General features: G+C 72.1%; 31 protein-coding genes and 1 pseudogene. 10 read left to right on the top strand and 22 right to left on the bottom strand.

Features of this window, described 5'->3' with window-relative positions:
* Nucleotides 1-61: 61 nt before the first annotated feature.
* From KXC43_RS11610 to KXC43_RS11600, 3 genes are read left to right on the top strand one after another with little or no spacing between them, the layout of a single operon-like run.
* Complete coding sequence (locus tag KXC43_RS11610; RefSeq protein WP_221375981.1) at nucleotides 62-1,582, top strand: DUF3492 domain-containing protein; 1,521 nt, start codon at nucleotides 62-64, stop codon at nucleotides 1,580-1,582.
* Entirely contained in the window at nucleotides 1,579-2,919 is a 1,341-nt protein-coding gene (locus KXC43_RS11605; RefSeq protein WP_255643832.1) for a hypothetical protein, read from the top strand. The genes KXC43_RS11610 and KXC43_RS11605 overlap by 4 nt, the downstream gene beginning before the upstream one ends.
* Nucleotides 2,916-3,485: a spherulation-specific family 4 protein gene (locus KXC43_RS11600; protein ID WP_221375980.1), complete on the top strand. Its 570-nt coding sequence runs from the start codon at nucleotides 2,916-2,918 to the stop codon at nucleotides 3,483-3,485. Before KXC43_RS11605 ends, KXC43_RS11600 begins: the two co-directional genes overlap by 4 nt.
* On the opposite strand, the gene mutM is transcribed toward KXC43_RS11600, so the two are convergent.
* The 9 genes from mutM to rsmD form a co-directional block, all read right to left on the bottom strand.
* Complete coding sequence (gene mutM, locus KXC43_RS11595; protein ID WP_221375979.1) at nucleotides 3,439-4,293, bottom strand: bifunctional DNA-formamidopyrimidine glycosylase/DNA-(apurinic or apyrimidinic site) lyase; 855 nt, start codon at nucleotides 4,291-4,293, stop codon at nucleotides 3,439-3,441. The genes KXC43_RS11600 and mutM overlap by 47 nt on opposite strands.
* 16 nt (nucleotides 4,294-4,309) lie before the next feature.
* Nucleotides 4,310-5,482 (bottom strand): glycosyltransferase family protein, encoded by a 1,173-nt coding sequence (locus KXC43_RS11590; RefSeq protein WP_221375978.1) that lies wholly within the window; start codon nucleotides 5,480-5,482, stop codon nucleotides 4,310-4,312.
* The gene (gene rnc, locus KXC43_RS11585) at nucleotides 5,479-6,240 is read right to left on the bottom strand and encodes a ribonuclease III (RefSeq protein ID WP_221375977.1); all 762 of its coding nucleotides are present in this window, start codon (nucleotides 6,238-6,240) and stop codon (nucleotides 5,479-5,481) included. Before rnc ends, KXC43_RS11590 begins: the two co-directional genes overlap by 4 nt.
* An 8-nt stretch (nucleotides 6,241-6,248) precedes the next feature.
* Nucleotides 6,249-7,220, bottom strand: coding sequence for a phosphate acyltransferase PlsX (locus KXC43_RS11580; RefSeq protein ID WP_308129049.1), 972 nt, complete (start codon nucleotides 7,218-7,220; stop codon nucleotides 6,249-6,251).
* 59 nt (nucleotides 7,221-7,279) lie between these two features.
* Nucleotides 7,280-7,453, bottom strand: a complete 174-nt coding sequence (gene rpmF, locus KXC43_RS11575) for a 50S ribosomal protein L32 (RefSeq protein ID WP_221375975.1) — start codon at nucleotides 7,451-7,453, stop codon at nucleotides 7,280-7,282.
* Nucleotides 7,454-7,458: 5 nt separating this feature from the next.
* Nucleotides 7,459-8,055, bottom strand: a complete 597-nt coding sequence (locus KXC43_RS11570; protein ID WP_221375974.1) for a YceD family protein — start codon at nucleotides 8,053-8,055, stop codon at nucleotides 7,459-7,461.
* Nucleotides 8,056-8,140: 85 nt separating this feature from the next.
* Nucleotides 8,141-8,638, bottom strand: a complete 498-nt coding sequence (locus tag KXC43_RS11565) for an SPFH domain-containing protein (protein WP_221375973.1) — start codon at nucleotides 8,636-8,638, stop codon at nucleotides 8,141-8,143.
* A 154-nt stretch (nucleotides 8,639-8,792) separates the two neighbouring features.
* Nucleotides 8,793-9,272, bottom strand: a complete 480-nt coding sequence (gene coaD / locus KXC43_RS11560; RefSeq protein ID WP_221375972.1) for a pantetheine-phosphate adenylyltransferase — start codon at nucleotides 9,270-9,272, stop codon at nucleotides 8,793-8,795.
* The gene (gene rsmD, locus KXC43_RS11555; RefSeq protein WP_221375971.1) at nucleotides 9,269-9,832 is read right to left on the bottom strand and encodes a 16S rRNA (guanine(966)-N(2))-methyltransferase RsmD; all 564 of its coding nucleotides are present in this window, start codon (nucleotides 9,830-9,832) and stop codon (nucleotides 9,269-9,271) included. The genes coaD and rsmD overlap by 4 nt, the downstream gene beginning before the upstream one ends.
* 345 nt (nucleotides 9,833-10,177) lie before the next feature.
* Between rsmD and KXC43_RS11550 the strand changes: the two genes are divergently transcribed.
* The gene (locus KXC43_RS11550; RefSeq protein WP_221375970.1) at nucleotides 10,178-11,308 is read left to right on the top strand and encodes a cell wall anchor protein; all 1,131 of its coding nucleotides are present in this window, start codon (nucleotides 10,178-10,180) and stop codon (nucleotides 11,306-11,308) included.
* A gap of 102 nt (nucleotides 11,309-11,410) precedes the next feature.
* On the opposite strand, the gene KXC43_RS11545 is transcribed toward KXC43_RS11550, so the two are convergent.
* The 3 genes from KXC43_RS11545 to KXC43_RS11535 form a co-directional block, all read right to left on the bottom strand.
* A complete protein-coding gene (locus tag KXC43_RS11545) occupies nucleotides 11,411-11,770 on the bottom strand; it encodes a DUF952 domain-containing protein (protein WP_221375969.1) in 360 nt (119 codons plus the stop codon).
* Between the two features lie 82 nt (nucleotides 11,771-11,852).
* On the bottom strand, nucleotides 11,853-14,045 hold the full coding sequence (gene recG / locus KXC43_RS11540; protein WP_221375968.1) for an ATP-dependent DNA helicase RecG: 2,193 nt from the start codon (nucleotides 14,043-14,045) through the stop codon (nucleotides 11,853-11,855).
* Nucleotides 14,042-15,757, bottom strand: coding sequence for a DAK2 domain-containing protein (locus KXC43_RS11535; RefSeq protein WP_221375967.1), 1,716 nt, complete (start codon nucleotides 15,755-15,757; stop codon nucleotides 14,042-14,044). The genes recG and KXC43_RS11535 overlap by 4 nt, the downstream gene beginning before the upstream one ends.
* 239 nt (nucleotides 15,758-15,996) lie before the next feature.
* Here KXC43_RS11535 and rpmB point away from each other — a divergent pair, with 239 nt between their 5' ends.
* Nucleotides 15,997-16,188: a 50S ribosomal protein L28 gene (rpmB, locus tag KXC43_RS11530; RefSeq protein ID WP_026207002.1), complete on the top strand. Its 192-nt coding sequence runs from the start codon at nucleotides 15,997-15,999 to the stop codon at nucleotides 16,186-16,188.
* A gap of 55 nt (nucleotides 16,189-16,243) precedes the next feature.
* Here rpmB and KXC43_RS11525 read toward each other — a convergent pair whose 3' ends face one another.
* Nucleotides 16,244-16,702, bottom strand: coding sequence for a GNAT family N-acetyltransferase (locus tag KXC43_RS11525; RefSeq protein WP_221375966.1), 459 nt, complete (start codon nucleotides 16,700-16,702; stop codon nucleotides 16,244-16,246).
* A gap of 15 nt (nucleotides 16,703-16,717) precedes the next feature.
* Nucleotides 16,718-17,659: pseudogene (locus tag KXC43_RS11520) on the bottom strand (thiamine-phosphate kinase); the annotation flags it as partial.
* A 95-nt stretch (nucleotides 17,660-17,754) separates the two neighbouring features.
* On the opposite strand from KXC43_RS11520, the gene KXC43_RS11515 reads away from it, so the two are divergent.
* Nucleotides 17,755-17,988 carry an Lrp/AsnC ligand binding domain-containing protein gene (locus KXC43_RS11515; RefSeq protein ID WP_133874791.1) on the top strand — a complete coding sequence of 78 codons (234 nt, stop codon included), beginning with the start codon at nucleotides 17,755-17,757 and terminating at the stop codon, nucleotides 17,986-17,988.
* A gap of 2 nt (nucleotides 17,989-17,990) precedes the next feature.
* Nucleotides 17,991-18,632, top strand: coding sequence for a DUF3515 family protein (locus KXC43_RS11510; RefSeq protein ID WP_221375964.1), 642 nt, complete (start codon nucleotides 17,991-17,993; stop codon nucleotides 18,630-18,632).
* Here the strand turns inward: KXC43_RS11510 and KXC43_RS11505 are convergent.
* A complete protein-coding gene (locus tag KXC43_RS11505; RefSeq protein ID WP_221375963.1) occupies nucleotides 18,629-19,723 on the bottom strand; it encodes a D-alanine--D-alanine ligase family protein in 1,095 nt (364 codons plus the stop codon). The two genes, KXC43_RS11510 and KXC43_RS11505, sit on opposite strands and share 4 nt — an antisense overlap.
* A 107-nt stretch (nucleotides 19,724-19,830) precedes the next feature.
* On the opposite strand from KXC43_RS11505, the gene KXC43_RS11500 reads away from it, so the two are divergent.
* Complete coding sequence (locus KXC43_RS11500; RefSeq protein WP_221375962.1) at nucleotides 19,831-20,328, top strand: protein-tyrosine phosphatase family protein; 498 nt, start codon at nucleotides 19,831-19,833, stop codon at nucleotides 20,326-20,328.
* Nucleotides 20,329-20,334: 6 nt separating this feature from the next.
* Here KXC43_RS11500 and KXC43_RS11495 read toward each other — a convergent pair whose 3' ends face one another.
* From KXC43_RS11495 to KXC43_RS11465, 7 genes are all read right to left on the bottom strand, one after another.
* On the bottom strand, nucleotides 20,335-21,015 hold the full coding sequence (locus KXC43_RS11495; RefSeq protein WP_221375961.1) for a hypothetical protein: 681 nt from the start codon (nucleotides 21,013-21,015) through the stop codon (nucleotides 20,335-20,337).
* The gene (locus KXC43_RS11490) at nucleotides 21,012-21,887 is read right to left on the bottom strand and encodes an ATP-binding cassette domain-containing protein (RefSeq protein WP_221375960.1); all 876 of its coding nucleotides are present in this window, start codon (nucleotides 21,885-21,887) and stop codon (nucleotides 21,012-21,014) included. Before KXC43_RS11490 ends, KXC43_RS11495 begins: the two co-directional genes overlap by 4 nt.
* Nucleotides 21,884-22,237, bottom strand: coding sequence for a GntR family transcriptional regulator (locus tag KXC43_RS11485; protein WP_221375959.1), 354 nt, complete (start codon nucleotides 22,235-22,237; stop codon nucleotides 21,884-21,886). The genes KXC43_RS11490 and KXC43_RS11485 overlap by 4 nt, the downstream gene beginning before the upstream one ends.
* Before the next feature lie 353 nt (nucleotides 22,238-22,590).
* The gene (locus KXC43_RS11480; protein ID WP_308129043.1) at nucleotides 22,591-22,947 is read right to left on the bottom strand and encodes a hypothetical protein; all 357 of its coding nucleotides are present in this window, start codon (nucleotides 22,945-22,947) and stop codon (nucleotides 22,591-22,593) included.
* 56 nt (nucleotides 22,948-23,003) lie between these two features.
* Nucleotides 23,004-24,107 carry a cystathionine gamma-lyase gene (locus KXC43_RS11475; RefSeq protein WP_255643917.1) on the bottom strand — a complete coding sequence of 368 codons (1,104 nt, stop codon included), beginning with the start codon at nucleotides 24,105-24,107 and terminating at the stop codon, nucleotides 23,004-23,006.
* A gap of 5 nt (nucleotides 24,108-24,112) precedes the next feature.
* Complete coding sequence (locus tag KXC43_RS11470; protein ID WP_221375957.1) at nucleotides 24,113-25,108, bottom strand: NAD(P)H-dependent glycerol-3-phosphate dehydrogenase; 996 nt, start codon at nucleotides 25,106-25,108, stop codon at nucleotides 24,113-24,115.
* Entirely contained in the window at nucleotides 25,105-25,833 is a 729-nt protein-coding gene (locus KXC43_RS11465; RefSeq protein WP_221375956.1) for a lysophospholipid acyltransferase family protein, read from the bottom strand. The genes KXC43_RS11470 and KXC43_RS11465 overlap by 4 nt, the downstream gene beginning before the upstream one ends.
* Before the next feature lie 131 nt (nucleotides 25,834-25,964).
* Between KXC43_RS11465 and cofC the strand changes: the two genes are divergently transcribed.
* Nucleotides 25,965-26,615 carry a 2-phospho-L-lactate guanylyltransferase gene (cofC, locus tag KXC43_RS11460; protein WP_255643830.1) on the top strand — a complete coding sequence of 217 codons (651 nt, stop codon included), beginning with the start codon at nucleotides 25,965-25,967 and terminating at the stop codon, nucleotides 26,613-26,615.
* A 17-nt stretch (nucleotides 26,616-26,632) separates the two neighbouring features.
* Entirely contained in the window at nucleotides 26,633-26,830 is a 198-nt protein-coding gene (locus KXC43_RS50705) for a cold-shock protein (RefSeq protein WP_255643829.1), read from the top strand.
* Nucleotides 26,831-26,992: the final 162 nt, after the last annotated feature.

The following is a 26,992-nucleotide window of genomic DNA, read 5'->3' as shown; positions in this document are numbered from 1 at the left end:
AAATCTGTCGCCTACCCGACACGCTCCCCTGCCTGTGGGGCGCTGTTTCGTTGCCCCCATCGTGAATCCGACCCCGCCGCGAGAGCGCATCTGCATGCTGACCGGCGGCGGGTACCCGTACCGGCGGGACGCCCTCAGCGGATGGTGCCGCACCCTCGTCGAGGGGCTGCGCCGTTTCCGCTTCGAGCTGCTCACCGTCACCGATCGGGAACCGCCGTCGGCCCCCGCCTACCCGCTGCCGCTCAACGTCGGCTCGTCGCGCGCCGTCGCCATCGGCGGCCGGGACGTGGCCAAGAACGACCGGAGCGAGAGCCGCAACGAACGCAACGAACGCCGCCGCACCGAGGCTGAGCTGGGCAAAGAGGCCGCCGGGCTGATCTGCCGAGGGCTCGTCGGCGGGATGGACGACGCCGAGCAGACCTTCGCCGACGGGCTGCGGCGGGTGGCCGGGCATCCGCCGGTGCTGTCCTCGCTGCCGCTGGCCGACGCGTTGCTCGAGGCCTGGCGTACGGGCGACTCCCTGCCCCGGCTGAGCATGCGCGACGCTCGCACCGCGGCCACCCTGCTGCGGCACGCGCTCGGCGCGGTAGCGGTCGACGTGCCCGAGGCCGACCTCGTGCACTGCATCGGCGGCACCACTCCGCTGCTCACGGCCCTGGGCGGGCGCTGGCGGCAGGGCGTGCCGCTGCTGCTCACCGAGGCCCGGGCGCCCGTGGCCCGGCACAAGCCGCACGAGGAGCGGCTCTCGCCGGCCGTGCGGACGGTGCTGCGGCGGTTCCGGGGCTCGGTCGCCCGCACCGGGTACGCCGAGGCCGGACTGATCGCGCCGCTCAGCGCCTACCACCACGGCTGGGCGCTGCGGCACGGCGCCCAGGCGGACAAGCTCGTGCAGGTGCCGGCCGGGGTCGACCCGTCCGAGTATCCGGGCGCGGCCGAGGCCGGACCGGAGCCGGCCGTGGTCTGGGCCGGCAGCGGTGGGCCCGACAGCGGGCTGTCCGCGCTGCTCGCCTCGTTCGAGCAGGTCGTCGCCGCGCTGCCCGGCACAGTGCTGCACCTGGTCGGGGTGACGGCGGCCCACGAGGACCACTGCGCCGAGCAGATCGAGCGCACCGGGCTGGGCCGGGCCGTACGCCTGCATCCGCTGCCGGCCGACCCGAGCGACCGGTACACCCGGGGTCACGTGGTGGCCCATGTGCCCGGCCCGGCCGATCCGCCCTACCGGCTGGTCGAGGCGATGATGTCCGGTCGCGCAGTGGTCGGGGTCGACGTGGGCCCGGCCGCCGAGACGCTCGGGGACGCCGGCGTGCTGGTGCAGGCGGACGACCCGGCCGAGCTGGCAATCGCCGTGGTCGATCTGCTGCGGGCGCCGAGCCGCCGCCGGGCACTGGGCGAGGCCGCGCGGCAGCGGGCCCTCAACCACTTCACCACCGACCGGGTGGTCCGGGTCTACGGCGAGCTCTACACCGATCTCGCGGCGCCACCCCCGCCGCCCTCGTTCGAGCTGGCGCTGGCCGTCCCCGCCCCGCGGGCCGAGCCGCCGGTCACCGTGCGCTGGCTGATCAGCGAAAGGCAGGACGGATGACGATCACGCCCGGACGGACGCGCACGGCTTCCCGGCGCACGCGTCGTCGCGGCCCCGCTGTTCCCCGGCACAGCCTGCCGCCCGCGGTGATCACCGCCGAACCGGCGTACACCCCGGCGCCGCCGCCCCGGGAACCGGCCGAACAGGCGCCGCCCACCCGCTCGCACCGGGCCCCGGCCCGCCGCTCCTACCTGCGCGCCGCGTTCGTGCGCTGCGCCCTCTACCTGGGCCCGCTCAGCGTCGCCGCAGCCGCCGCGGAACCACTGGCCGAGGTTCCCTGGCCGGTGCCGCTGGCCACCCTGTTGCTGGGCTGGGCCGCCGCGCAGGCCCTGACCTGCACCGGCGTCTCGGTCGCGCGCCGATCCGGCCCGGCCGCCGCCGCACGCCTGGTCGGGGGCGGCTTCGCGGCCGTGGCCGGGCTGTGGTGCGCGCTGGTCTGGATCGCGCCGGACACGCTGGTCGGCCCCTACCGTGGGCTGGCCCTGGTCGTCGGGCTGGGCGGCCTGGGCACGCTCGCCACGGTCACCGCCGCCCTGGTGACGCGGGCCGAGGCGGCCATCGTCGTGTGGAGTCTGCCCTGCTGGCTGCTGGCCGCGTCGGCGCTGGCCGAGCCGTTGATCGGCCGGACCGCGGAGGTCGGCCTGCTGCTCCCGGCGGCCATCGTGGTGGCCCTGGTGCGCGCGTTCCAACCTGTCCTGTTGCCGGGCATCAGCGGGCGCCGGCCCCGGCTCAGCCCGGCCGAGCTGCGCCGCGGCGGCGGCTACCTGGTGATCGGCGCGTCCCAGGCGGTGCTGGTGGGACTGGTCTGGCAGGCCGGTCCCTCCGGCTCGACGGCGCCGTTCTGGCTGCCGCTGCTGCTGGCCGTGCCGATCCTGGAAGCGCTGATCGGCTGGCACACCGGCCAGGTCGAGGCCGGGCTGGACTCGGCCGAGAACGGCGCCGACTACCGCCGGCACGTCCGCAGCGTCACCTTGATCACGATCGCGGGGCTGCTGCCGCCGTTCGCCGTGGGCGTCGCGCTGGCGCTGGCCGCGTACCAGCTGCCGGCGGCCACCTCCGCGGCGGTGGTGCTGGGGCTGGCCGGCGGCACCCTGCTCGGCGGGGTCTTCGCCATCACCTACCTGCTGGCCGCGCGTTCCCGTACGGGAATCGCCGCCACTCTGGCCGCCGCGCCCCCGCTGGTCACCCTGGTCCTGCCGCTGCTCCCGCTGCCCTCCTCCGGCCCCCTGCCGGACGCCGTCGCCGTGCTCGCCGCCACCCACCTGGCCGGCCTGCTCGTCGTGGCCCTGACCGCCCAGCCCGCACCGACCGCTGACGACCCCCGGAGAACATCGTGAAGACACTGTTCCCCCCGTACGCCCACCCGTCGCCCGAGCTGCCGCTGGACGGCGACACCTGGATCGTCCGTGAACTGCCCGGTGATCGACGCTCCCTGCACCAGTCGCTGGGCCGCATCGACCTCGACTGGGGCAGCCGCTCGCTGGCCGACGTGCTGGCCGATGTGGACGCCTGGCGCGCCGACGGCGCCGAGGGCCTGTTCCTCGACCGGGCGCCGGCCGGGTCGGGCGGGGTCGGCCCGGTCGCGCTGACCGTGCGGCTGGCGGCCCGCCGCGGCCTGCACCGGGTCGTGCTCAACCCGGGCGTGCCCACCCATCCGCTCTATCGCGACCTGGGCGTCCGCATCTGCACGTTCGAGGGGCCGTGGTCGGCCTATCAGAGCTGGGACGGCGACGGGTCGAAGCCGGGCGACGGCCACATCGTCCACGGCGTGCCGTCGGCGCTGCTCACCGCCGCGCGCCGGTTGATGGGCCGGCGCGGGGCGGGCTTCGGCCTGGCCACCGACGCCAGCCCGTACGTCAGTGCCGGATCGCTCGCGGGCGGGGCTGGCAGCGGGGACAGCTGAACGAGGAGCGGTTCATGAACTGCTCGCGACGGATCGGCGTGCCGCACCGGTGGCACGGCTGGCCCTCCCGCCCGTACGCGTTGAGGGAGCGGTCGAAGTAGCCGCTCTCCCCGTTCACGTTGACGTAGAGCTCGTCGAAGCTGGTGCCGCCGGCCACGATGGCCTCGCCGAGCACGTCCCGGATGTGCGCGAGCAGACGTCGTACGGCGGGCCGGGTCAGCTGATCCGTGAGCCGGGCGCCGTGCAGCTGCGCCCGCCAGAGCGCCTCGTCGGCGTAGATGTTGCCCACGCCGGAGATCAGCGTCTGGTCGAGCACGGCCCGCTTGATCTCGGTGTGCTTGCCCCGCAGCCGGGCGACGAACGCCTCGTCGTCGAAGAGCGGGTCCATCGGGTCACGGGCGATGTGCGCGATCTCGTCGGGCAGTTCGGCGCCACCTTCCGAGACGGACAGTCCGCCGAAGGTGCGCTGGTCGACGAAGCGCAGCTCGGGGCCGCCGTCGGTGAACGTGAACCGGATGCGCAGATGTTTCTCGTCCTCGGCGTCGGACGGCTGCATGAGCAACTGGCCGCTCATGCCCAGGTGGCCGATGATCGCGTCCCCCGAGTCGAGCGGGAACCAGAGGTACTTGCCGCGGCGGGACACGTCGGTGATGGTCCGGCCGGCCAGCAGGGCGATGAAGTGCGCGTCGCCGGTCAGGTGGCGGCGGATCGCGCGGGGGTGGCGCACCTCGACGGTCCTGATCGTGCGGCCGGCCACCCACTTGGCCAAGCCCTGGCGCACGGTCTCGACCTCGGGCAGCTCGGGCACTGCGACTCCTTCTCACTCACAAGGTGTAGGGCCAGACGGTGACGAGATAGGCGCCGTACCACAGACCGAACAGGGCCCACGCCACAATCGATGCCACGGCGACGCGCGGGCGGGCCCGGGCGGCGGCCACCGCGGCCGGCAACAGCGTCAACAGTACGGGGACCAGCAGCCGAGGCTTCGAGTGGTAGAACCCGGCCTGGCCGTAGACGAGCACCATCGCGATCACGCCGTAGACGGCGAGCGGCAGCCACGGCCGCTGGGCCAGCGCGACCCCGGCCGCGGCCAGAGCGGCCAGCAGGATGAGGGCGACGCTGACCGGCACCCAGCCGTCGCCCGTGCTCAGCGTCGAGGCCACGAAGGACACCGTGCTCGACCCGTAGTCGAAGGCGGTGCCCCAGCCCGCGGCCTGGATGCGGAACCACGCCGCCGGGTCGCCGACCCGCCAGCCCACCCAGGCGAGGAAGAGCGGCACCCCGGCCAGCGCGACGACCGCGGCCGTGATCGGCTGCCACGCCTTCGCGCGGGACTCGCGAACCGCCATCAGGGCGGCCACGGCCAGGGCGACGGCCGCGGCGGCGCCGGTCGGACGGGTCAACGCGGTGAGCAGCCCCAGCAGTCCGGCCGCCCACCACACGCGCCGGTGCGCGACGACCAGCATTCCGGCCACAAGGGCGAGAAAGATCCCCTCGGAGTACGCCATGGAGAAGACGATCGAGACGGGCGCGCTGAAGCAGATGGCGACCAGCGCCCACCCGGTCCGCTTGTTGTGCAGCGAGGTGCCAAGCAGGTGCACCGCGACCGCGGCGCCGATCGACGCCAGCCAGCTGACCACCAGCGCGGCCGTGTGCGCCTCGAAGCCGAGCCCCGCCACGAGCCGGATGAGCATCGGGTAGACCGGGAAGAAGGCCAGCTCGTTGCCCTGCAGCACGCCCGCTTCGTACGTGTAGCCGTGCGGATAGCCGTCGACGGCGACCCGCAGGAACCAGCCCGCGTCCCAGACCAGCAGGCGCTGCCGGATCCCGACCGGGTCGTCGTCGGCGGCGTCCAACCAGCCCAGGATGATGAGCTGCGCGATCCGGGTCAGCGCGAAGATGCCGACCGCGAGGCCGACCCCGCGCCAGGCGCCCGCCAGATCCCAGAGCCGGGGGCGCTGGGTCTGTTCGGCGTCCTGTTCCACGGTGCGGCTCACTGGCCGTTGTCGTCCTCGGACTTGTCCAGCAGGCTGCCGTCGGGTTCGCTGGTGCGCTCGGTCAGGATGCGCCAGGCGGCCGCGGCGGCCCGCTGCTCGGCCTGCTTCTTGCTGCGCCCCTCGGAACCGCCGTAGCGCTCGCCGGCCACCACCACCCAGGCCGTGAACGTCTTGGCGTGGTCGGGGCCGGAGTCCTCGATCACATAGTCGGGCACGCCGAGGCCGAGGGCCGCGGTGAGCTCCTGCAGGCTGGTCTTCCAGTCGAGCGCGGCCCCGCGGCCGGCCGACTCGGCCATCAGCGGGTCGAACAGCCGGTGGATCACCTCGGCCGCCACGTCCAGGCCGTGCTCCAGATAGATCGCGCCCAGCAGCGCCTCGAGCGTGTCGGCCAGGATGCTCGCCTTGTCGCGCCCGCCGGTCGTCTCCTCGCCCTTGCCCAGCAGCAGGTACCGGCCGAGTCCTTCCGGCCCGAGGCCACGGGCCACGTCGGCCAGCGCGTGCATGTTGACCACGCTGGCCCGCAGCTTGGCCAGCTGGCCCTCGGGCAGGTCGGGGTGGTTGTGGAAGAGCGCCGACGTGATCACGACGCCGAGCACGGAGTCGCCCAGGAACTCGAGGCGCTCGTTGGTCGGCAGGCCGCCGTTCTCGTACGCGTAGGAACGGTGGGTGAGGGCGCGCTCCAGCAGGTCGGGCTCGACGGGGACGCCGAAGGACTCCTCCAGCGGCAGGGTCGACGGCCGGCGACGCTTGTCACTCATGGAACACCTCATTGTGTTTCGATCATCTCGGCCATCGCCGCGATCGCGGCTCGGCGGTGAAGCTGGGCGGCGAAAGCGATGCCGGCGGCGAGATCCGGGCCGGAGGCGGCGCCGTGACAGACGACCACGGTGCCCCGGACGCCGAGCAGCAGCGCGGCGCGGGGCGGGCTGTCGCCGTCGGGCGGGCGCCCGTGGTGGTGGGGTGGGCCCAGTTCGGCGTACGCCGTCTCGAGCCCCTTGAGCAGCACGTTGCCGGTGAAACCGTCGGTTACGACCACGTCGGCGACCGTGCCGGTGACCACGTCGTTGCCCTCGACGAGACCGATGTAGCGCCCGCCGCCGGGCAGCTCGAGGCCGGCCAGCAGGGCGGGAAGGGCGCGGCGCAGGCGGTCGCCCTTGCCGCGCTCGGTGCCGATGGTCAGCAGCCCGACGCGGGGCTCGGACACCCCGTGGACCACCGATGCGTACGCGGAACCGAGCCGGGCGTGCATGACGACCGTCTCTTCGTCGGGATCGACGGAGGAACCCACGTCGAGCAGCACCAGCCGGCCGGCGGCGGTGGGCAGGACGGCGGCCAGCGGCGGGCGGCGCACGCCGGGACGGCGGCCCAGGCCGAGCGCGGCCGAGGTCACGGTGGCACCGGTGTTGCCGGCCGAGAGGACAGCGTCGGCGGTGCCTTGGGCGACGGCGAGCACGGCCGACCGCACTCCGGACTCGACCCAGCTCTCCACACGATCGCCGGGAGCTATGGGCAGCGTGCTGATCCGGGCGCGATCGCCCGGCGGCAGGGCGCCAAGAACCTCGCCGGCAGCTTCGAGCGGGCCGACGAGAAGCAGGTGTAGGGCCGGATCGGCCTGACAAGCGAGCAGAGCGCCGTCAACCACGACGGCGGGAGCGTGGTCCCCGCCGAGGAGGTCGACGGCGATCCGCGCGGTGCCCGGCTCCCCGACAGTCAGCTGTCCGGAAGCCGCGGCACCGATCGGTCGCCGTAGCTCAGGCGCGACCCGCCCGGAATTCGGGCGCGTCACTTAAGCGCGGCTCAGACCTCGAGGACCTGACGGCCGTTGTAGGTGCCACAGACCGAGCAGGCGGTGTGCGGCAGCTTCGGCGACTTGCACTGGGGGCAGGCCACGGTCTGGACCGCGGTCGCCTTCCAGTTCGCCCGGCGGGACCGGGTGTTGCTGCGCGACATCTTGCGCTTGGGGACGGCCACGGTACCTACTCCTCAGAATCTTGCTGCGGCGAAGCCGTCTTGGACGGCTCAGTCGAAATGGTGCGCAAAGCGGCCCAGCGGGCGTCCACGGCCTCGTGGCTGTGATCGGCCGGAAGGTCGTCGAAGTGCACCCCGCACTCGGGGCACAGACCGGGACAGTCCGGCCGGCACAGCGGGTTGGTCGGCAGCATCAGCACTACCGCGTCCCGCAACGCCGGTTCCAGGTCGAGCAGGTCGCCCTGCATCCGGCCCACCTCGTCCTCGTCCGTCGTCTCCTCGGTGGTGCTGTCCGCGTAGGCGAACAGCTCCGCGATCTTGACGACGAAGGACTCGTTGATCTCGTTGAGGCAGCGGCCGCACTCGCCGGTGAGCGAGCCGCGGACGTTGCCGCTGACATAGACCCCTTCGGAGACCGACGTGAGCGTCAGATCGAGCTCGACGTCCGACCCCTCGGGGACCGAGACCAGCTCCAGACCGAGGTCCTTCGGTGCCGGGATCACCCTTTTCAGGGCACGCGTCGCGCCAGGCTGCCGTGGAAGTTTCGTCGTGTCGACGACGAGCGGCTGCCTGGGGTCCAGGTGTGACTGTGGTGACTTGGGCATCGTTATTCCTCAGCCATGGGTAGGCCGACAGGAAAGGTTACCTGAGCTGCCGCCGTACCGTCGAATCAGGGGTTCTCGCACCCCTCTAGAACGGCAGAGGGCGCTCCGCGTCTTCCCCTTGGAAGGTCCCGATCTCGCGCAGCGCGTGCATTTTGTCACGGCCGCGCTCTATCGACGCCAGGGCCCGGGTCAGGAACTGCTCGAAGTTGGCGAGCGCGGTGTCGACGTAGTCGTCGACCTCGTCGCGCAGGCGCTGGGCCTCGGTGCGGGCCTCGGCCACGATCCGGGCGCCCTCGTGCTCGGACGAGACCGTGATCTCGTTGACCGAGACCAGCCGGGCGTGTTCCGTCTCACCCTCGCTGATGATCCGGTCGGCCTCGCGGCGACCGGCCTCGATGATGCGGTCGCGCTCGTCGAGCACGGCGGCCGCCTTGCGCAGCTCGGACGGGAGCTCGGCGCGCAGGTCCTCGAGGCGCTCGATCATCTCGTTCCGGTCGTACATGAAATTGGTCCGTGACATGGGCACGGAGCGCGATTCCTGCACGAGCTCGATGATCTCGTCGATGCGGTCGAGCGGATCCACCGGTACTCACTCCTCCATCCAGCCGCCCCGCCCGCAACCCTGAACCGGACTGAAGGCGTTCCGACACGCCACTCAGCGTGGTGCGATCACGTTACTGCGTCACCGCCGTCGCCGCGCCGTTCCGGCACCGGCGCGTCGATCCGCCCCGGCGCCGTCAGTTCTGCTTGAGACGGGTCAGCAGGCGCTCGCCGACGAAGTCCGGAACGTACGCCGAGGCGTCGCCGCCCCACTTCACGACGTCCTTGACGAGGCTCGACGAGAGGAAAGAGTAGAGCGGGTTGGTCGGCATGAAGAGCGTCTCCACGCCGGACAACCCGATGTTCATCTGCGCCATCTGCAACTCGTAGTCGAAGTCGCTGACCGCCCGGAGGCCCTTGATCACCACGGCCGCGCCCTGGGACCGGCAGAAATCGACGAGCAGGCCGTGGAACGAGGCGACCCGGACGTTCTCGTACGAGGCGGTGGCCTCGCCGAGCATCTCGATCCGCTCCTCGATCGTGAAGAGGCCCGTCTTCGACTGGTTGATCAGCACCCCGATGATCACCTCGTCGAACAGCCGGCTGGCCCGGCCGACGATGTCGAGGTGGCCGTTGGTGACCGGGTCGAAGGAGCCGGGACACACCGCTCGTCTCATGATCGGCGACCGTACCAAAGCGTGGTCTCCCCGTAACGCCGACTGCGGTCGGCAGTGATGCCGTCCACCCAGGTCACCGCGCCCCCACGGGTGGCCCGCTCGAGCACCACCACGGCGTCCGGGGCCAGCCACCCGAAGTCGATCAGAGATTGCTGCACGTCGATGAGGTCGCGGTCACTCACCTCGTACGGCGGATCGGCGAACACGACGTCGTACGGCCCCCCGTCGGGCGGGCCGGCGACGACCTGGGCGACCTTGCCCGTGACCAGCCGAGCGGCGCTGCCGACGCGCAGCGTCACGATGTTGTCGCGGATCGTGCGCGCAGCCCGGGCGTCCCCCTCGACCAGAAGGGCATGCGCGGCCCCGCGCGAGAGTGCCTCCAGCCCGACCGCTCCGGAACCGGCGTAAAAGTCGGCGAACCGGGCGTCGGTCAGGTCGATCATGGAGTCGAGGGCGCTGAAGAACGCCTCACGGACGCGATCCGTGGTGGGCCGGGTCAGCGCACCGGCCGGAGCGGACAGTCGGCGGCCGCCGTGCGCGCCCGCGATGATCCTGGTCATGAGCGCTCGCGCGGCTCTGCGGTGAACACGACTCGAAGCTACTTCACCACTTACCGAACGCACCGAAAGAGTGAACAAATCCGCAGCCGGTGCACACGGAGAGCGTCGATACGTGAGCGATCCGTCGATGCAAAATCACGGATGCGCATCAACACCTTTAAGCGGCTCTGAGGGATTTCCCAGATTTCCATAAGTCGCTATGGTCAGGCGCTGTTGCCGACATTCCACCGATTGTCGGCCGCGACGTGGGGAGGCGTCGCCGCAGGCCATCGCCCCTTTACCGCCGGCGATCGGCCCGCCCGCCTCCTTGCGCCGTACCCCTGATTTCCCCAGACAGGAGTAGGCGTGAACCTGCTGAAGTCCAAGCTGCGGCGTGCGACTGCCGTAGCCGCGGGAACGCTCATCGGCCTCGCCGGTGTCGCGTTCTTCGCCTCGCCCGCCAGTGCGCACCACAGCACCGTCAAGGGCACCGCCACGTGTGACACCGCCACCGGTGAATGGGTTGTCGACTGGTCGGTCGATGCCACCTCCGAGGGCCACGCCAAGGCCTTCCGCTTCGTGCGCGTCGAGTCCACCCCCGAGGGTCACCCGGTCGACGGCATCGCCCACACCCCGGACGACGCCGACCCGGCCTTCCCCTACAAGGACGAAGAGACGCTCAAGGGCAGCCAGCGGGTTCCGGGCGACGCCGAGTCGGCCTCGCTCACCGTCCAGGCCAAGTGGGACAACGAGTACACCGAGTGGGAGCCGCAGACCGGCACGGTCGAGTTCGACGGCGTCTGCTCGAAGGACGCCCCGAAGCCGGACGCCAAGCTCGTCTCCAACTGTGACGGCGTGACGGTCACCCTGTCGAACGGCGCCGAGGCCAAGGCCGACGCGAAGTTCACGATCGAGGGCTCCGAGGGCTTCAAGAAGGACGTGACGGTCGCGGCCGGCGGCGAGCCGGCGACGGTCGAGGTTCCGGCCAAGAACGCCAAGAAGATCGTCGTCACCGAGGCCAACAGCGACAAGCCGGTGGCCGAGGGCGAGTGGAAGCAGCCCGAGGACTGCAAGGAGGACAACGCCTCCCGCTACTTCGAGGCCACCTGTGACGAGCTGATCTTCACGATCGACAACACCAAGGGCGACGAGACGATCACCGCCACCTTCACCCCGAACAAGGGCGAGCCCAAGTCGCTGACCGTCAAGGCGGGCGACAAGGGTTCGGTCGCCTTCAAGGGCGAGAAGGGCTTGAAGGTCGTCCCGTCCGAGAACGGCGAGTCCGGCGAGGCGATCGACTGGGATGCCCAGAAGCCCGAGGACTGCGACGCCACCCCGACGCCGACTCCGACCGAGTCGTCCCCGGGTGAGGGTGGCGGCCTGCCCGTCACCGGTCCGGTCGCCGGCAGCATCGCCGGTGGCGCGGCCATCCTGCTGGTCGCCGGGGCCGTGCTCTTCATCCTGGCCCGTCGCCGCAAGGTGAAGTTCACCGCCTGACAGCAAGCATGAGAAGGGCGCGCCGACCGAGGTCGGCGCGCCCTTTCTTGTGTGCCCGGAATGCAGCTTGCCCGGAGTGCGGTGTGCCGGGGATGCGGCCGATCAGAGCTCCGGCTGCGCTCCGAGCTGCGGCGGCTCGAAGGCGCCGTCCGGCCCGGGGCGGTATTCCTCGACCGCGACCACCGCGTCGAGCGGCAGGGCCGCGTACAGATGCGGGAAGGGGCTGCCGTCGGCGGCCGGCGGGTCGCCCTGCTCCCAGGTGATCGGGACGGGGAGGCGGGACTCGTCGATCACCAGCAGCAGCAGGTCGTCGCGGCCGCGGAACAGCGCGGTGGCGGGAATGTGGACCTGTTGCTCGGTGGAGCAGTGGATGAAGCCCTGGGTGGCCAGGGTGTCGCCCTCGTAGACGCCCGCCGTCTGCGCCGACTCCCAGGCGGCGCGCGGCACGATGTGCAGGATCATCACTGCTCCCCTCAGCCCGGACGGCCTCCGCCGCACGGTGTAGTCAACGGCCGGCCGGTGGCGTCGGTGCCGCCAACCGGCCTCACCCCTTCTCGAGGTATTCGGCCCGGTCCTCGTCGACCAGCGCGGCCACCGAGGCCGCCAGCGCCGGGTATTTCGTCAGGTCGGGGTCGTCACCGACCAGCTCGGAGGCTTCGGCGCGGGCCTCCGTGATCAGTTTCGCGTCGCTGATCAGTGACAGCAGGCGCAGGTGGGAGTGCTTGCCGGACTGGGAGGCGCCCAGCACGTCGCCCTCGCGGCGTTGTTCCAGGTCGATCTCGCTGAGCTTGAAGCCGTCGGTGGTGGAGGCCACGGCGGCGAGGCGCTCACGGGCCGCGGTGCCCTCGACCGACTCGGTGACCAGCAGGCAGATGCCGGCCGCGGAGCCCCGGCCGACCCGGCCCCGCAGCTGGTGCAGCTGGGAGACGCCGAACCGGTCGGCGTCCATGATGACCATGACTGTGGAGTTGGGCACGTCGACGCCGACCTCGATCACCGTGGTCGCCACCAGCACGTCGAGGTCGCCCGCGGCGAACTTGCGCATCACCGCGTCCTTCTCGTCGGCCGGCAGCCTGCCGTGCAGCACCCCGATGCGCAGGCCGTGCAGCGGACCCTCCTCGAGGATCGGCGCGACCTCGAGCACGGCCAGGGGCGGACGGCGGGCCGGCTCGTTGTCGCCGGGCGGCTCTTCCTCGTCGCCCTCGGCCGTGCCGATGCGCGGGCAGACCACGTACGCCTGATGGCCCGCCTGGACCTCTTCGCGCAACCGGCGCCAGGCGCGGTCGAGGAAGGCCGGCTTCTCGGGCGGCACGACGTGCGACGCGATCGGCGAGCGGCCCCGCGGGAGCTGCGACAGCACGGAAGTCTCGAGGTCGCCGTAGACGGTCATGGCGACCGTACGGGGAATCGGGGTGGCCGTCATGACCAGCACGTGCGGCGGTTTGGCGGCCTTGGCGCGCAGGGCGTCCCGCTGCTCGACGCCGAACCGGTGCTGCTCGTCGACGACCACCAGGCCCAGGTCGTGGAAGTCGACCCCCTCGTAGAGCAGGGCGTGCGTGCCGATCACGATGCCGGCCGTGCCGTCGGCCACCTTGGCCAGCGCGGCGCGGCGGGCGGCGGCGCCGAGCGAGCCGGTGATCAGGGTGAGCTGGGTGCCCGCGGGGTCGCCGTCGATCTCGCCGGCCCGGCCCAGGGCGCCCAGCTGCGCGCCGATGCTGCGGTAGTGCTGGGTGGCCAGCACCTCGGTCGGCGCGAGCAGGGCGGCCTGGCCACCGGAGTCGACGACCTGGAGCATCGCGCGCACCGAGACGAGGGTCTTGCCCGAGCCGACCTCGCCCTGCAGCAGCCGGTGCATGGGGTGGGGACGGGCCAGGTCGGCCGCGATCTCCTCGCCCACCGCGGCCTGGCCCTCGGTCAGCTCGTACGGAAGGCTCGCGTCGAACTTGGCCAGGATGCCGCCCTCGATGCGCGGGCGGGCGCGGCCGGGCGCGGCGGCGGCCCGGGCCCGGCGCTGCACCAGGGTGAGCTGGACGGCGAAGGCTTCATCCCACTTGAGGCGGTATTTCGCGGCGTACAGGGCCTCTTTGGAACTCGGTCGGTGGATCTCGCGGAGGGCGTTGCCGATGGACCCCAGGTTGCGTTTCGCCCGCACGGTGGCCGGCAGCGGGTCGGCGGGCGGCTCGAACGTCTCGAGCAGGGTGCGGACGCAGCGGGCGATGACCCAGGTGGGCACGGCCTGGGCCGCCGGATAGACCGGGATCAGGGCGCCCGCGAACTCCTCGATCTCTTCGGCCGCCTCGTCGTGCGTGGCGTCGGCGGCGAGCAGTTGGTATGCCGGGCTGACCAGCTGGCGCTTGCCGCGAAAGTCGGAGACCTTGCCCGCGAACAGCCCCCAGCGGCCCCGCTTGAGTTCGCGCTCGCGCCACGCCTGACCGAAGAAGGTGCAGGTGAGGGTGGCGCCGGACTCGTCGCCGATGGTCAGTTCGAGGATGTTGCCGCGGCGCTGGCGCATCGGCTTGACCGCCACCGACTGGATCTGGGCGAGCACGGTGGCCTGCTCGCCGATCTGCAGCCCGTGGATGGCGGTCTCTTCGCCGCGCTCGTCGTAGCGGCGCGGGAAGTGATAGATCAGGTCGCCCGCGGTGTGCAGGTCGAGGTGGGTGGCCAGCGCCTTGGCGTCGTTCTTCTTCAGCACCTGCTCGAGCGGGGTGTCGGTGGTGGTTCTCGTGTCGCTCATTCCACTCCAACCAGCAGGTGGTAGCGGGGTTGCCCGCCCGTGTAGCACTGCAGTTCGGCGAAGGGCCAGACGCGTCCGGCGTGCGCCCGCAGAGTCCCCTCGAGCGCGGCCGGGGCGTCGGCCCCGAGGACGAGGGTGACCAGCTCACCGCCGCCGCCCAGCATCCGGTCGAGCAGGCGGGCGCTGACCTCGGCCAGGTCGTCGCCGATGACGTGCACCTCGCCGTCGACCAGGCCGAGCAGGTCGCCCGCCCGGCACGGACCGGCGACGGTCAGGGAGTCGCGCCGGGCGGTGCAGACCTCGCCGTACCGGCAGGCGCCGGCCGCCTCGGCCATGGCGATGACGTCGTCGGCGAAGGGCCGCCGGGGATCACGGACGGCCAGCGCGGCCAGCGCCTGCACCGGGGAGCGGGTGGGGACGACGCTGACCCGCAGACCGGCCGCCTCGGCCTCGCGCGCGGCGGAGAGTGCGACGGCCTGAGTGTTGGCGTCGTTGGGCAGGAGCACGACGCAGCGGGCCCGGGAGGCCTGGACGGCGGCCAGCATCTCGCGCGTCGACGGGTTGCGGCCGACGACGGTGGCCCCCTCGGCCTCGAAGAGCGCGGTCAGACCGTCGCCCGCGGCCACCACGACGGCGGCGCGCTCGGCCGCCTCACCGAGGGTGTGGGCGTGCTGGTGCTCGTCGAGCGGGGTGACCGTGATGCCGTGGGGCCGCCCGGCCCGGACGCCGGCCTCGATGGCGGGCCCGATGCCGGCCGCGGGCACGTGGACGTGCACGTTCCAGGTGGCGATGCCCGGGTCACCGGAGCCGACCACCACGAGCGAGTCGCCGAGAGCCCCCAGCTCGAGCCGGAGCCCGTCGACCGCCGCCGCCTCGGCGTCGAGCAGATATTGCACCTCGTAGCCCCACGAGCCCTCACGCCGGGCATCTCCACGCCCGTCTGCGTCGGCGACACCGCCCCCGTATGCGTGAGATGCGCCGTGCCTGTCATCGACGATGGCTGCGGGCGGCAGCGGCGGCTCGTTACCACGCTCTTGGCCGGCGGACGTGGACGAAGAGCGGGTGGCCGGCGACAGCGCCTCTACCAGGGCCTCGAGCAGGACGACCAGGCCGCGGCCGCCAGCATCGACCACGCCGGCCCGGGCCAGGGCGGGAAGCTGCTGGGGGGTGCGGGCCAGCGCCTCAGCCGCGGCCCGGGCGGCGGCGCGGGCCACGGCGAGCAGGTCGTCGGACTTGAGGCGGGACGCGGCGTCGGCGGCCGCCGCGGCCACGGTGAGCACCGTGCCCTCGACCGGACGGGCGACGGCGGCGTAGGCGGCCTCGGAGGCGGACCGCAGCGCCCGGGCCAGCCCGGCGCCGCGGACGGCAGCGCCGCCGGCGCCGCGGACGGCAGCGCCGGCGGCGACGCTGTCGGCCATGCCGCGCAGGATCTGCGAGACGATCACGCCGGAGTTGCCCCGCGCGCCCAGCAGCGCGCCCCGGGCCATGCGGCGCAGGGCGCCGCCCGGGGCCGCCGCCTCGGGCGTGGCCGGTTCGAGCGCCTCCAGCGCCTCTTGGGCCGAGGTGAGGGTGAGCACCAGGTTGGTGCCCGTGTCGCCGTCGGGCACGGGATAGACGTTCAGCTCGTCGATCTCGCGCTGGTGGGCCCGCAGCGCCCTCAGGCCGCCGCCGCACCAGCGGCGGACGGCTGCGGCGTCCAGCGTCTCGAGCACGCCAAAATCGTACTGACCACCACTGACAACTTCTCGTCGCGACCGTCCGTGCCTGTGGACAACTCGGCCCGCTGGGCCCGCCGAGGCGTACGGTCGGGCCCGCCCCCTGGTCGGGCGGGGTGGGTTGGTTGGGGGCGATTCGCTGTTCGGGGCAGGCATCGGGTAACCTTGCCGGGTTGCCTGCGCGGCGGTGTTCGCTGGGCGCCCTCAAGTTCTCTTTTTCGACTCAGGAGTTACCCGTGGCTAGCGTGTGCGACGTCTGTGGCAAGGGACCGGGCTTCGGCCACAACGTGTCCCACTCGCACCGGCGGACCAACCGCCGCTGGAACCCGAACATCCAGTCGGTGCGCACCCCCGCCGGTGGTGGCACGACCAAGAAGCTCAAGGTGTGCACCTCGTGCATCAAGGCCGGCAAGGTCGTCCGCGCCTGATCCAGTCTTGCGATGAACCCCTCGGCCCGCGTGGGCCGAGGGGTTATTCGTCTTTCTACAGCTTCTTCGCGTACGAGAGCACGCCGTCCTGGCCTCGGTAATACCCGAAATCCTCGATGCGCTCGTAGCCGGCCGACTCGTAGAGGGCGATCGCCTCGGGCTGCCGGTCGCCGGTCTCCAGGATCACGCGGCGGCAGCCGGCCACGCGGGCCGACGCCTCGATCGCCGCGAGCATGCGGCGGCCGAGGCCACGGCCGCGGGCTGACCTGGCGGTGAACATGCGCTTGAGCTCGGCGTCGTCACCGTGGCGGCGCCAGGCGGCACAGGCCACCAGGCGCTCACCGTCGTCGGCCACGTAGAACGCGCCGTTGGGCGGGGCGAAATCCTCGTCGGCGATGGGTGTGTCGTCGCCGGAGCCCCCGTACCGCTCGGAGAGCTCGGCGATCACGTCGACGAGCAGCGCCCGGACGGACGGCTCGGTGTAGTCGGCCTGCCTGATCTTGATTTCGTGCACAACGGGCCAGCGTAATCAGCGGAAGTGGTCCCAGCCCAGCGGGCCGCTCCACGGTTTGCGGTCGACGGTGATGCCGGTGCCCTCGTGCACCACGCCGATCGCCTGCCAGCCGGGCGGAAGCTCGGCGCCGGGCGGGAACGTCGCGGCCAGGGCGTGATCGTCGCCACCACCCAGGATCCACTGCAACGGGTCGACGCCGAGCGCGGTCGCGGCGTCGAGCATCTGGCCCGAGACCTCGAACGACTCGGTGCGCACGTCGACCCCGACCACGCTGGCCCGGGCGATGTGGCCGAGGTCCTGGAGCAGGCCGTCGGAGACGTCGATCATCGAGGTGGCGCCGGCCCGGGCCGCGGCCGGGCCCGCCGCGTACGGCACGTCGGGACGCCGGTAGGCCTCGACCAGGGCTTTCGGCGTACGGAATCCCCGCGAGAGCACCGTGTAGCCCGCCGCCGCGTAGCCGATCCGACCGGCCAGCGCGATGACGTCGCCGGGCTGGGCCCCGCTGCGCAGCACGGGCGCCTGCCCGCCCAGGTCGCCCAGGGCGGTCACCGCGATGGTCAGCGTCGGGCTGGACGACGTATCCCCGCCCACCACCGCCGCACCGACCTTGGCGGCCTCGTCGGAGAGCCCACCGGCCAACTCCTCGGCCCAGCTCACCTCGAGATCCGTGGGCGCGCACAAACCGACCAACAGGGCTGTCGGCACCGCTCCCATGGCCGCTATGTCGGCCAGATTGGCGGCGGCCGCCCGGTGGCCCACGTCGGCCCCGGAGGACCAGTCGCGGCGGAAATGACGGCCCTCGACCAGGACATCGGTGGAGGCCACGATCCGTCCGTCGGGGGCGGCGACGATGGCGCTGTCGTCGCCGGGACCGAGCAGTGTCGTCGGACCGTTCTCGAGCCGGGCGACTACCCGGGCGATGAGCCCGAACTCCCCGGCCTCGGCGATGCTCACTTGAGTGGCCTTTCGTTCCTGATGCGGCCCGCTGTCGCGCGGATCCTTACGGTAGTTTTCACGTTCGGGTTACGGCGGAGGCGGAATGGAGTCGGAGCGTGGTACAGGCATACATCCTGATCCAGACCGAGGTCGGAAGGGCCCATGACGTGGCCGCCGCGATCGGCAAAATTCCTGGTGTCGTGCGCGTCGACGCGGTCACCGGCCCGTACGACGTGGTGGTTCTGGCCGAGGCGCACACGGTTGACGACCTCGGCGGCCTCATTGTGAGCAAAGTCCAGTACGTACCCGGCATCATGCGAACCCTTACCTGCTCCGTGGTAAACCTCTGACCATGGTCGACGTGGAGACTCCCCCGGCGAAATCGAAGAAAACGGACCCGGCGACGCGGGGTGCGGCCCTGTGGGCCACGGTGATCGCCGTTCCCGTCGCCGTGCTCGTCGGCCTGGTGGCCTTCTGGCAGATCACGCCGCAGGACGGCGGGACGGCCGCGGCGCCGTCCGCCTCGGCGCCGGTCGCGGTGCCGTCCACCCCGGTGAAGCTGGCCGCACCCGAGCTCGACGCCCGTACGACCCAGGTCTGCCTGGCCGTGACCTCCCAGCTGCCCACCGAGCTCCGGGGCCTGCCCGGCCGCAAGGTGACCGCCGGCCCCGAGCAGAACGCGGCCTGGGGTGAGCCGCCGGTCACCCTGCAGTGCGGGGTGACCCAGCCGACCATGTGCGAGCGGGTCGACGGCGGCCATGCCGGCTGCGTGCCGCTCGACGCGACGATGCTCGCGATGGACGGGGTCTGCTGGTGGGCCGAGGACGGCCCGGCCACCGACGTCTTCACCACGATGGACCGTGAGGTCGCCGTGCAGGTGAGCGTGCCCGGCAGCTACAACCAGACCGGCCAGTGGGCCAACGAGTTCTCCGAGCCGGTGGTGAAGACGGTCAAGTCGACGACCAAGGGCGTGCCCAGCGGCTGCAAGGGCTAGTGCAGGCCGGATCCGCGGCGCAGGGCGGTGCGGATCAGCCGGTCGACGACCTTGGGGTATTCGAGGCCGGTGGCCGCCCACATCAGCGGGAACATCGACGTCGGCGTCATGCCGGGCATCGTGTTGATCTCGTTGAGGTAGACCTGGTGGTCGGCCGTGACGAAGAAGTCGACCCGGGCCAGGCCGGCGCAGTCGAGGGCGGTGAAGGTGCGGCGGGCGTACTCCTGCACCTGGCGGGTCACCTCGGCCGGCAGGTCGGCCGGGATGTCGTACCGGCCGCCGTCGATGTACTTGGTCTCGAAGTCGTACCAGTCGGCGTCGCCGACGTGGATCTCGGCCAGCAGGGACGCCTCGGGGGCGCCGCCGGCCTCACTCTCGAGCACGCCGCACTCGATCTCGCGGCCCACGATCGCGGCCTCGACGAGCACCTTGGGGTCGATCTCGCGGGCGACGGCGACGGCCTTGTCGAGCTCGGCCCAGTCGGTGACCTTGGTGATGCCGTGCGAGGAGCCGGCCCGGGCCGGCTTCACGAAAACCGGCAGGCCCAAGCGCTCCTTGTCTCCCTCGCTGAGGGAGACACCGGCGCGCAGAACCGCGTACGGGCCGACCGGGATGCCCTCGGCCAGCGCGAGCTTCTTGGTGAATTCCTTGTCCATGGCCGCGGCCGAGGCGAAGACGTTGGCGCCCACGTAGGGCAGGCCGGCCATCTCGAGCATGCCCTGGATGGTGCCGTCCTCGCCGTACGCGCCGTGCAGCACCGGGAAGACCACGTCGACGCCGGCCAGCGACGAGATGCCGTCGGTGGGCTCGCGCACGATGAGCTCGGTGGCTGTCGGGTCGGCCGCCAGCACGACCGCGCTGCCGCTGGCCGCGGTGATCTCGGGCAGCGTCCGGTCGGCGATGGCGAACGTGGACGGGTCGTCACCGGCGACCACCCAGCGGCCCGCACGGGTGATGCCGACCGGGAGCACCTCGTACTGGTCCGGGTCGAGCGCGCGCAGGATGCTGCCGGCGCTCACGCACGAGATCCCGTGTTCGCTGCTGCGACCGCCGAAGACGATCGCGACACGGGTTTTCCGAGGGGTCGTCACTTTCTTTGGGCCTCTCGCTAGCGGGCATGCCGGGGGGAACCCTACTCTGCGTTAGCCACTCGCGGGATCACCCGGCCTCGGGGCCGGGACAGGGGAACGGGCAGTTCATGAGAGCAGCACTCCACGTGATCGCCGGGCCGGGGCCCGGGCAACTCGCGACCATCGCGCACCCGCGCGCTGACGCCTGGCCGGTCGAACAACTCGGCGCGCTCGCCCGCGCCGGGGTGAACGTCGTCGTCTCGGCCCTGACCACCACCGAACAGCACCGGCTGGGCTTCGGCGACACCGCGTCGGCGGCCGCGGCGTACGGGCTGGAGTTCCTGTCGTTCCCGGTGCCGGACGGCGGCGTCCCGCGCGACGAGGCCGTCCAGGTCGTCGCGCTGGCGACGAAGCTGGCCGGCCAGGTGCGCTCCGGCCGCTTCGTCGTGACCCAGTGCTTCGGCGGCATCGGCCGCTCGACGCTGCTGGCCTGCACGACGCTGGTGCTGCTGGGCATCGCCCCCGGCGAGGCGCTGAGCCGGGTGACCGGCGGCACCGAGATGCCGATCACCCAGGACTGGCTGTACGACTTCGCGGCCTCGCATCCGTCGCGGCGTACGGCCTGATCGCCGCTACGTCGCCGATCGCTTGACGGCGACGTCGCGGAGCAGCCGGTGCGTCGCGACACAGCCCAGCACGACCGCGACAGCGACCACGGTCAGCGCGACCGCGTAGGGAAGCCGGGCGGTCAGCTGACCGGAGTCGTCGACCTCGATCAGCCCGTTGCCGGCCAGCCCCGGTAGCGAGCCGGGCGCGATCAACAGCACGCCGATCCACGGCCGGAACCGGTAGAACCCGGCCGTGATCAGGATGCCTGACGTGACGAAGCCCGCCGTGGCCGGCAGCAGATGGAAGTACTCGGCCGCTGCCTCGCCGAACCGGAAAACGGGGTAGCTCTCGGCCCGGTGGCCGGCCAGGCCGAGGACGACGCTCTCGACGGCGTGCCCGACGACGACCACGGCCGGGAACACGACCGTGACGCCCAGGGCGAACAGGGCCATCCCGCGCAGGAACTCGTGCCGGGTCATCCCGTTGGCCATGAAGATCCGGAAGAACATGCTGACCAGCAGGATGCCGGCGACCAGCGGCCAGTAGAGGGCGGCCGCGCCCGCGACGACCAACCAGAAGCTGAACCGCACCGGGCCCGCGGCCGAGATCGCGGCCACCGCGACCACCTCGACCGCGACCAGGATGGCGGCGAACCAGAGGATCATCGGCCGCCAGAGCCGGAGCAGGGACGTGACGACACTCATCGGGAAGCCTCCAGCCGCTGCGAGGTGAGGTGCACGAACAGGTCCTGGAGCCCGAGCGGTCCGAACGTCAGGCCCGCCTGTTCGCCCCGGGCGATCTCGCCGGGCTCGAGCCGGCCGTCCAGGGTCAGGGCGCGTACGCCGCCGAGGCTCTGCTCCCCCAGCACCGTGTGCCCGGCGGCGAAGGCGGTGACCCGCTCGGCCGGTCCGGTGACGGTGACCCCGCGCCCGCGCAGCGCGTCGGTCTCGTCGTGCAGCAGGATCCGGCCGCGGTCGATGATGACGACGCGCTCGAAGAGATCGGCCACCTCCTCGATGAGGTGGGTGGAGAGGATGACCGTGCGCGGGTGGGACAGGTAGTCGGCCAGGAGCTCACGGTAGAACAGGGTGCGGGCCACCGCGTCCATGCCCAGATAGGACTCGTCGAGGATGGTCAGCGGCGCCCGCGCGGCCAGCCCGAGCACCACCCCGACAACCGAGCGCTGGCCCCGGGAAAGGGCCGAGACGCGCTTGCGGCTGTCGAGCTCGAAGATGTCGAGCAGCTTGAGCGCGTACTCCGCGTCCCAGGTCGGCCGCAGCCAGCCCGCGACGTCGAGCGCCGTGCGCACCCGGTCCGAGTCGTTCAGGTCGAGCGTGTCGCGGACGAACACCGTGCTCCGCATGACCCGCGGATTCTCGAACGCCTCGACCCCGTCGACCAGAACCGTGCCCCGGTTCGGGCGCCGGTAGGAGGCCAGCGCGCTGAGCAAGCTGGTCTTGCCCGACCCGTTGCGCCCCAGCAACCCGTAGATCTTGCCGGTCGGCAGCGTGAGATGCACGTCGTCGACGGCCACGGTGTCGCCGTAGCGGATGGTCACACCCCGCATCTCGATCATCGCCGGCTCCCCAGGTAGTGCGTGATCTCGTCGATGCTGATGCCGACCCGATCCGCCTCGTCGAGCACCGGCTCGAGCGCCTCGGCGAAGAAGCGTTCCCGCCGGGCCGCGCGCAGCTTGCCGGGTGCGTCCGGGCTGACGAACATGCCGATCCCCCGCTTCTTGTAGAGAACCCCCTCGTCGACCAGCTGGGCGAAGCCCTTGGCCGCGGTGGCCGGGTTGATGCGATAGAAGGCCGCGTACTGGTTGGTGGACATGACCTGCTCGTCCTCCCGGAGGGAACCACTGAGGATGTCGTTCTTGATGCCGTCGGCGATCTGCAGGTAGATCGGGCTGCGGTCGTTGAACACGCGACCCTCCCTACGTTGGTTCATTACTCATGTAATGAACCATAGAAGCGTGGAAGATCGAAATCAATACGTACGCGGCGTGGATCAGCACCCGCCTATCGAGCGGGCTTCGCGCCGTCCTCGGTCGCGGCCGAGCCCGGCCGCCGGCTCATGAGATCGGTCGCCGACCTGCAAAATGCGGAATCCAAGCCTGCAAGTCCGACCTGGCCGGCATCAGAGCGCTGCGCGCCCGGCTCGGTGAGCGGCTCGCCGCGGCTGTGGTGTTGTACACCGGGGCGTTGGCATTTCGATCCGACGACGGCACGTCGGTGCTCCCCTTGGACGCACTCTGGTCCAAGACGTCCTGACCGACTTCAGGCGGCGAAGGTCTGGGGCAGGGTGCCGTTGTCCCAGAGGGTGTCGAGGTGGTCGAGGAAGCCGACCAGGCTGCGCTCCAGTTCGCGGCGCTCGGTGGACGGCAGAGCGGCCAGCGGGTCGCTGAAGACGAGCCCCTCGGGGTGCTTGGCCCGGGTGCCGACGAACTTGCGGCACGACGAGCACCAGACGTAGCTCACGAGGGTGGGGCGGCGGGCGTTCTCGGGCGCGGTGACATAAGCGCGGAGACTCTTGTCCCCGCACGAGGGGCACTCGCGCTCCCCCGGGGCGGCGAAGAAGCTCTCGCCCTGGGTCATGGCGGCTACCTGGTCACCGGAGAAGCTGTCCCAACTCACCCGGGCACGGTATCCCGTCCGCCCCCGGCCAGTGGATCACCGGGGGCCGTGGCGGGTCAGGCCTCGTCGAGGGCGGCGGTCAGGTCGGCCAGCAGGTCGACCGTGTCCTCGATGCCGCACGACAGGCGGATGAAGCCGGCGGGCGTGTCGTCGCCCCACTGAGCGCGGCGGTCGGCTGTGGTGTGGACGCCGCCGAACGACGTGGCCGCGAAGACCAGCTCGGCTGCCGTCAGGAAGCGGGCCACCCGCTGCGCGTCGCCCAGGTCGAACGAGACCACGCCGGGGATGCGCCGCATCTGGCGGGACGCCACGGCGTACGACGGGTCGGAGTTCAGACCCGGCCAGCGCACCCCGGTCACGTCGGCCCGGCCACTCAGCAGGGCCGCCACCGCCGCCGCGTTCTGGCTCTGGCGGGCCAGGCGCAGGTCGAGCGTGGCGATCGAGCGGTGGGCCAGCCACGCGTCGAAGGCGCCGGGAACCGCGCCGGTGTGCTTGCGCCACGTCTCGACCTTGTCGAACAGCGCCGGGTCGTTGGTGGCGACGTAGCCCAGGAGCACGTCGGAATGGCCGGTCAGCGCCTTCGTGCCGGACGCGACGACCACGTCGGCTCCGAGCGCCAGCGGGTTCTGGCCGAGCGGCGTGGCGGTGGTGTTGTCGACGGCCACCAGCGCGCCGGTGGCGTGCGCGGCCGCGGCGACCTCGGCGATGTCGCAGACGTCGAGGCCGGGGTTGGCCGGGGTCTCCAGCAACACCAGGCGTACGCCGGCGAAGTCGGGGAACGGACCGGCGGTCGGCGCCAGCACCGTCGTCACACCCAGGTCGCGAAGGGTGCTCTCGGCGAAGCTGCGGACCGTGAAGTAGCCGTCGGAGGGCAGGACCACCGTGTCGCCGCTGCGGAGCACAGAGAGCAGCAGAGCGGTGATCGCCGCCTGACCGCTGGCGAACGTCAGCGTCCGGCCGCCCTCGAGCTGGCCGATCGCCGACTCGAGCAGGCGCCGGGTCGGGTTGTCGGGCCGCCCGTAGCCGTTGTCGCCGACCTGCCCCTGCTCCGGGTCGAGGTGGTAGGGCGCGGCGAAGACCGGGCCGGGCAGGAACGGGTCGCCCGCCTCGGCCTCGGGCAGTCCCGCGTGCACAACCCTGGTTCCGTCGCTGTAGCTCAGCTCGCTCACTCCGGCTTCATCTCCCGACCCATCAGCAGTTTCACCGCGACCCGCGGGTCCACACCCTCGTGGCACACCCGCTCGACCTGCTCGGTGATCGGCATCTCGACCCCGTGCGCGCGGGCCAGGTCGCGGATCGCCAGGCAGCTCTTGACGCCCTCGGCCGTCTGCCGGGCGGCCGCCTGCGCCTGCTCCAGAGTCTTGCCCAGGCCCAGTTGCTCGCCGAAGGTGCGGTTGCGTGACAGTGGCGACGAACACGTCGCCACCAGGTCGCCCAGCCCGGCCAGGCCGGCGAAGGTGAGCGGGTCGGCGCCCAGCGCCACCCCCAGCCGGGCCGTCTCGGCCAGGCCGCGGGTGATCAGCGACGCCTTGGTGTTGTCGCCCAGCTTCATCGCCGCCGCCATGCCGTAGGCCAGGGCGATCACGTTCTTGACGGCCCCGCCCAGCTCGCAGCCGACCACGTCCTCGCTCGTGTAGGGACGCATGTAGGGCAGCGCGATCGCGTGCTGCACGGCCCGGCACCGGTCGGCGTCGGCGCCGGCCACCACCGTGGCGGCCGGCTGCTCGGCGGCGATCTCGGGCGCCAGGTTGGGCCCGGAGACGACCACCACCCGGGACGCGTCGACCCGGGCCGTCTCGACGATGACCTGGCTCATCCGTTTGGTCGTGCCGAGCTCGATGCCCTTCATCAGCGAGACGATCGTCGAGTCGGCTTCGAACGCGCTTGCCCACTCGGCGAGGTTGCCGCGCAGCGTCTGCGACGGCACGGCGATCGCCACTATTCCGGCGCCGGACACGGCCTCGGCCAGGTCGCCGGTGGCGGTGATGCGCTCGGGCAGCTTGAGCCCGGGCAGCGCGCTCTCGTTGAGGTGGTGGTCGCGGATCGAGGTGACGACCGCCTCGCGGCGGGCCCACATGGTGACGTCGGCGCCGGCCTCGGCCAGCATCTTGGCGAAGGCCGTGCCCCAGGCGCCGGCCCCGATCACCGCGGCCCGGCTCATCCGGCGTCACCGGCGCTGGGCGCCTGGCGGCGCGGGCGGTCGTAGAGGGCGGCCGGCGGCTGCTCGCCGCGCAGCTCGCCGACGAGCAGGCTGATGTCGTGCATGATCGCGTCGGTCATCTGCTCGAGCACCTGCCGGGTCGGGGTCGTGCCGTGCCACCGGCTCAGGTCGACCGGCGGACCGGCGGTCACCGTGACCGGCGTACGCCGGAATCGCAGTTTGCTGGTGCGGGGATCGAAGATGCGCTCGGCCCCCCAGTTGGCCACCGGGACCACCGGCGCGCCGGTGACCAGGGCCAGCCGGGCCGCGCCGGTCTTGCCCCGCATCGGCCACAGGTCGGGCTCGCGGGTGGTCGTGCCCTCGGGATAGATCACCACGACGCCGCCCTGCTGGAGCGCGTCGACCAGCACGTCGAGGGACTTCACGGCCTCGACACTGCCGCGTTCCACCGGGATCTGCTGGACCTTGCGGAGAAAGCCGCCGAGCAACGGCACCTTCCACAGACTGGCCTTGCCCAGGAAACGGGGCCACCGGCCGGCGCTGAAGATGTAGTAGCCGACGATGACCGGATCGAAATGCGACACATGGTTCGGGGCGATGATCACGCCGCCGGACCGCGGGATGTGTTCCGTGCCGAGCCAGGTCCGGCTGGTCCAGACCTTGAGCACAGGAATCACCAGTGCCGCCGCGAAACTCCGCCAGAATCCGAGCCTGCGGTGTGCCACGGCTCCTCCTGCCCTGCTCGGGCAACGGTTCCCCGTCGCCCTGGTCGTCGTGCCTGCGTCGAAATCATGCCTGCTCGAAGCCTGCGGTACCAGGTAGGGGTCCTTACCGGCCCGCTGGCACACTGGTGACGATGACTACGGGCGACTGGGTGGCGGTCATGCCGGTGAAGCGGCTGACGGCCGCGAAGAGCCGGCTGCGCGGCGCCGTGCCCGCCGCCCGGCACGGCGATCTCGCGCTGGCCATGGTGCGCGACACGGCGGCCGCCGTCCTGGCCGCTCCGGCCGTGGCCGAGCTGCTGGTGGTGACCGACGACCCGGTGACGGCCGCGGCCGTCACCGCCCTGGGCGCCCGCGTCGTGCCCGACCGACCGGCCGCCGGGCTCAACGAGGCCATGCGTTACGGCGCCGACGAAATCGCCGGGCTCGGCGCCCACCGCGCCGTGCTGGCCGGCGATCTGCCCGCGCTGCGCTCCGCAGAGCTCGACGCGGCGCTGGCTGCCGCCCGGCCCGGCCGCGCGTTCGTGGCCGACGCCGCCGGCAGCGGGACGGTCCTGCTGGCAGTGCCGCCCGGCGAGCCGCTCGACCCGCGGTTCGGCGTCGGTTCGGCGGCCGCCCACGCCGGCTCGGGCGCGCGCCCGCTCGGGGGCGACTGGCCCGGCCTGCGGCAGGACGTCGACACCCCGGGCGACCTGCGCACCGTCCTCGGCCTGGGCGCCGGCGAGCACACCTGTGCCCTGCTGCGTGACGTGGGACTCAAGGTGGCCTGCGTCTCCGCCGCCTGACCGGTAGCGTCAAGGCCATGCAGGGCACCGTCGCGACCTTCGACCCCACCTCCCGCAGCGGCACTCTGCTGCTCGACGACGGCACTGAGCTGGCTTTCGACGCGCCCGCCTTCGACGCCTCCGGGCTGCGGAAACTGCGTCTGGGACAGCGGGTCGCCATCGAGGCCGGGGCGGACGGCCACGTCCGCCAGGTGAGAATTCCCGGGGTCGACTGAAACGGTGCAGCTGTGTCCGTTTCACGTTCCGGCGAAACCGGCGATGATGGTGCGATGCACACCTCGCCCCGGACCCCCACCAGCCGCCGGCGTGGCCCGGACGGCCGCTTCCTTCCCCGCACGGCCAAGACCGAAACGGCAGATCCGGCGCCCGTGTGCGAG

Source organism: Paractinoplanes polyasparticus (assembly GCF_019710575.1).
Taxonomy (GTDB): domain Bacteria; phylum Actinomycetota; class Actinomycetes; order Mycobacteriales; family Micromonosporaceae; genus Actinoplanes; species Actinoplanes polyasparticus.
The sequence above is the reverse complement of the archived record's forward strand: the minus strand, read 5'-3'. Positions and strand labels throughout refer to the sequence as shown.